At 72.9% G+C, this 4,534-nt stretch carries 3 protein-coding genes and 1 pseudogene; all 4 read left to right on the top strand.

Going from position 1 to position 4,534, the window contains the following annotated elements:
* Nucleotides 1–1,833, top strand: a pseudogene (locus SACPADRAFT_RS25835) (ABC transporter ATP-binding protein); the annotation flags it as partial.
* A 124-nt stretch (nt 1,834–1,957) separates the two neighbouring features.
* The gene (locus SACPADRAFT_RS31270) at nt 1,958–2,104 is read left to right on the top strand and encodes a hypothetical protein (RefSeq protein WP_007026636.1); all 147 of its coding nucleotides are present in this window, start codon (nt 1,958–1,960) and stop codon (nt 2,102–2,104) included.
* Nucleotides 2,104–3,930: a caspase family protein gene (locus tag SACPADRAFT_RS29860; protein ID WP_007026635.1), complete on the top strand. Its 1,827-nt coding sequence runs from the start codon at nt 2,104–2,106 to the stop codon at nt 3,928–3,930. Before SACPADRAFT_RS31270 ends, SACPADRAFT_RS29860 begins: the two co-directional genes overlap by 1 nt.
* Before the next feature lie 211 nt (nt 3,931–4,141).
* Nucleotides 4,142–4,534: 2-oxoglutarate dehydrogenase E1 subunit family protein (locus SACPADRAFT_RS32310; RefSeq protein ID WP_007026634.1), on the top strand; the 393-nt coding region annotated here is incomplete at its 3' end.

Below are 4,534 nucleotides of genomic sequence, written 5' to 3' on the forward strand. Positions count from 1 at the left end.
GGGCCTCCCTCGACCTGCCCCCGACCCCGGAGCTGGTGCGGCGGGTCCGCGAGCTTCCCCGAGGCGACCGGCACGCCCCGGCTGGACGGTGCCGATCCGACCGCCCCCGACCCGCACTTCCGGTTGCGCAGGCTGCTGCGGCCGGTGCGGGGTCTGCTGGCGCTGGTGGTGGCGCTCGTGGCGATCGACGCGCTCGCGACGATCGCCGTGCCCGCGCTCTACCAGCGCGGCGTGGACGACGGCGTCCGTGCGGGGGCGGAGTCGGTGATCCTGCTCGCCGCCGGGGCGGGGGCGCTGATCATCGCCCTGGACTGGCTGGTGGTCAACGTGCAGACCCGGATGACCGCCCGCACCGGGGAGTCCGTGCTGTACCTGCTGCGGGTGCGCAGCTTCGCCCACCTGCAACGCCTGGGGCTGGACTACTACGAACGCGAGCAGGCCGGCCGGATCATGACCCGGATGACCACCGACGTGGACGCGCTGTCCACGTTCCTGCAGACCGGGCTGTCCACCGCGGTGGTCAGTGTGCTCACGATCCTCGGGATCGGCGGCGCGCTGGTGGTCACCGATCCGGGCCTGGCGCTCGCGGTCTTCGCGGTGCTGCCGGTGCTGGTGGTGGCCACGCTGGTGTTCCGCAAACGGGCCTCGGCCGCCTATACCGAGGCGCGGGAGCGGGTCAGCGCCGTCAACGCCGACATGCAGGAGAACGTGAGCGGCCTGCGGGTGGCCCAGGCCTACACCCGCGAGGGGCACTCGGCGCGCGAGTTCGCCTCCCGCAGCGACGCCTACCGGCGCTCGCGGCTGCGCGCCCAGCGCTACGTCGCGACCTACTTCCCGTTCGTCACCCTGTTGTCCGGCATCGCCGAGGTCGTCGTGCTGGTCGTCGGGGCGGGCCGGGTCGCCGACGGGACCCTCCAGGTGGGCGTGCTGATGGCGTTCCTGCTGTACCTGGGGCTGTTCTTCTCCCCGGTGCAGCAGCTGTCCACCGTGTTCGACGGCTACCAGCAGGCCAAGGTGGGTCTGCGCCGCATCGGTGACCTGTTGCGCACCCCGACGTCGGTGCCGCCCGCCGCGGACCCCGTGCCGGTGCCGCCGCGGCTGCGCGGCGAGGTGGACCTGATCGACGTCGACTTCTCCTATCCGGGGGCGGAGACCCCCGCACTGGACGGCGTGTCCCTGCACGTGCCCGCGGGCACGACCGTGGCACTGGTGGGCGCCACGGGTGCGGGCAAGTCCACCGTGGTCAAACTCGTCGCGCGGTTCCACGACGTCACCGGCGGCAAGGTGAGCGTCGACGGGGTGGACGTGCGCGACTACGACCTCGCAGGTCTGCGCGGCAGGCTCGGCGTCGTCCCCCAGGAGGCACACCTGTTCTCCGGCACGGTCGCCGACAACGTCCGGTACGGCCGCCCGGACGCCACCGACGCCGAAGTGGAGGAGGCGGTCCGGGCGGTCGGCGCGGTGGAGGGCATCGCGGCGCTGCCGGATGGCTTCCACCAGCAGGTCGGGGAACGCGGCCGGTCACTGTCGGCGGGCCAGCGGCAGCTCGTGGCACTGGCCCGGGCGGAGCTGGTGGACCCGGACGTGCTGCTGCTCGACGAGGCCACCGCGGCGCTCGACCCGGCGACCGAGTCGGCGGTGCTGCGCGCCACCGACGAGGTGGCCCGGCGGCGGACGACGTTCGTCGTCGCGCACCGGCTGGCCACCGCCGCGCGCGCGGACGTCATCGTGGTCCTCGACCGGGGCCGGGTGGTCGAGCGCGGGACCCACGACGAACTGGTGACCGCGGGCGGGCGCTACGCCGACCTGTGGCGGCACTCGGAGCAACGGTGATGGACGGCGGTGACGGACGGCGGTGACGGACAGCGCTGACGACACCTCGCTCACGAAATGTGACGCGGCGTGCCCGAGCCGGTAGCCTCGCCCTGCCGGTCAACACTGGGGAGGTACACGGGACATGGCCGCACCGTCGTTGACGATCACCGTCGACACCGCCGTCGTCGACACCGAGGAACACGAGGCGCACACCGCGATCACCGATGCGCCCACCGGGCAGATCGACCACGTGCCGGAGGCGTTGCCCGACCGGCACACGCCCGGCTGATGACGGGCCACGCCCTGCTGATCGGCAACGGCACCTACACCGACCCCACGCTGCGGCGGCTGCGCTCCCCCGCGCAGGACGTCGACGCCCTCGCCGCCGTGCTGGGTGATCCCGACGTCGGGGACTACTCCGTGCGCACGCTGGTGGACACCACCGCCGCCGAACTGGCGAGCGCCACCCGGAACTTCTTCGCCGACCGGGAACCCGGCGACGTGCTGGTGCTGTACTTCTCCGGACACGGCGTCAAGGACGCGGCGGGCGAGCTGTTCCTGGGCGCGACGGACACCCGCCTGGACGACCTGGACGCCGGCGCGGTGTCGACCGACGAGCTGAACCGCTGGATCGCGGCCTGCCGGTCGCGCCACATCCTGCTCATCCTGGACTGCTGCTACAGCGGCGCTTTCCCGCGCGGCATGGTCGCCAAGGCCGATCCGTCCGTGCGCCTGCAGGAACGCTTCGGCCGGGGCCGGGGTCTGGCGATCCTCACCGCCTCCACCGCCGTCGAGTACGCCTTCGAGGGTAGCGAGGTCCGTGACGGCGACCCCGACGCGGACCGTGGTTCGGTGTTCACCGCCGCGCTCATCGAGGCGTTGCACACCGGCGCGGCCGATGACGACTTCGACCAGCGCATCACCCTCGACGAGCTGTACTACTACGTCTTCGAGCGGGTCCGGGTCCAGCGGCCGGACCAGACGCCCTGCTGGTGGCTGCTCGGCGGGCAGGACCTCTTCGTGGTGGCACGGCGGCGCCCGGGCACCACGGCGCGCAGACCGATCCGCACCGAGCCGGCACCACCGCACCCGCTCGCACCCCGGCGTGCGGCGGCGCTGTGGTCGGTGCCGTGGGGAGTGGCCGGTACGGGGCTGCTCTCCGCAGCACTGCTGGCGCCCGCGCCATGGCGGTTGTCGGCGCTGGCGCTGCTCGGCATCCTGATGCTCGCCGCCGCCGTGGGCAACGTCGTCGGCGCGGGGACGGGACGGGTGACGGTGACCGACGACGGCGTCACGGTGGCCGCACCGCTGCCCTCGACCGTGCGCTGGCCCGCGATCGTGCGCATCGAGACGTACCGTTCACCGTTCGGACGGCGCGCCCAGCTCCGGCGCGCCGACGACCGGTGGTTCTCCCGCCTGCCGTTGCCGGTGCCGCGCTCGGGACTCGGGGGCGTCGACCGCGCCCGCTTCACCGACGAGGTCCGCACCCTGCAGCGCAGAGCCCACCGGGCCGGGTCCCCGGTGGAGATCCACGACCTGGGCTGGGCGCCGCAACGCGGCAGGGCGCTGGCCTCGGCGGCGCTCGTCGCCGTGGCCGTGCTGGCGGTGGACCGGCCGTGGACCTGGGAGTTCGGCCCGCTCGCCACGGACGTTCCGGACGCGTGCGAGGTCCTCGACGAGGAGGCCGTGGACGGTCTGATCGACAGCATGCTGTCCCTCGCGGTGATGCCGCAGCGATTGGACGCCCAGTCCTCCGCGGACAACGCCCGCTGTTCGTACGGCCTGTCGGTGCTGCTGTTCAACACCCAGGGCACGGTGACCCTGAACTACGACCTGGTCACCGCGACTCCGAACCGGTCGGCCACCGGTGAGGCCCGCAGGCGGTTCGCCGCCCCGGGCCTCGAGGACGTGGAGGGCCTCGGGTTCGCCGACGAGGTCGGCACCCGGACGGAGGACGACGGACGCACCCGGATCGTCCGGGCACGTTGCGCGAACGTCCTGACGAGCGGGGAACTCGCCGTGGAGAACGGCGAGTTGGGCACCGCCGTGGCCGAGGACAATGTGACCGACCTGGTGGAGAAAGCCGTCCGCGCTCTGGAACCCGGCCTGTGCTGACGCGGGCGCGAGACCGCTTTCCGCTCAGCGGGAGGTCGATCGGGCGCGATCAAGGGTGGCAAGGATCACTGACTCCATCCAGAGCGGCACCGGCATGTTCCGTGCCACGCCGTGGGCCAGTTCGCTTCACGGCCGGGTAGAGCCGGGGGTTAGCCTGGTAGACGCGCAATCGACCAACCAAGATCGAGACGGATAGAGGCGAGTCCCAGCCGTGTCCAGCAGCAGTCCTGCGTCACAGTTCGGCCCCAACGAATGGCTCGTCGAGGAGATGTACGACCAGTTCCTCGCCGACCCTTCCTCAGTCGATGCCGCCTGGCATGATTTCTTCGCCGACTTCACCCCCACCCAGAGCAGCGGGAGGAAGCCGGACTCGGCCACCGCCGGGCGTACGGCCTCCCCGAACGGCAAGGCCGCCGCGGACGCAGGGACCCCCCGCCGCGAGTCCGCGTCCGGGACCGCACAGCGGACCCCGGCAGCACCACAGACCCCGGCAGCACCACAGACCTCGACGTCCCGGCCCACGGAGCCCCGGGACGGCAGGCCGTCCGACCGGTCCGGACGGGAGGCGCCCGCGGCCGCCACCGACGGCGCGACCCCGAAGCAG

The sequence above is a fragment of the Saccharomonospora iraqiensis subsp. paurometabolica YIM 90007 genome (genome assembly GCF_000231035.2).
In the GTDB taxonomy this organism is placed as follows: domain Bacteria; phylum Actinomycetota; class Actinomycetes; order Mycobacteriales; family Pseudonocardiaceae; genus Saccharomonospora; species Saccharomonospora paurometabolica.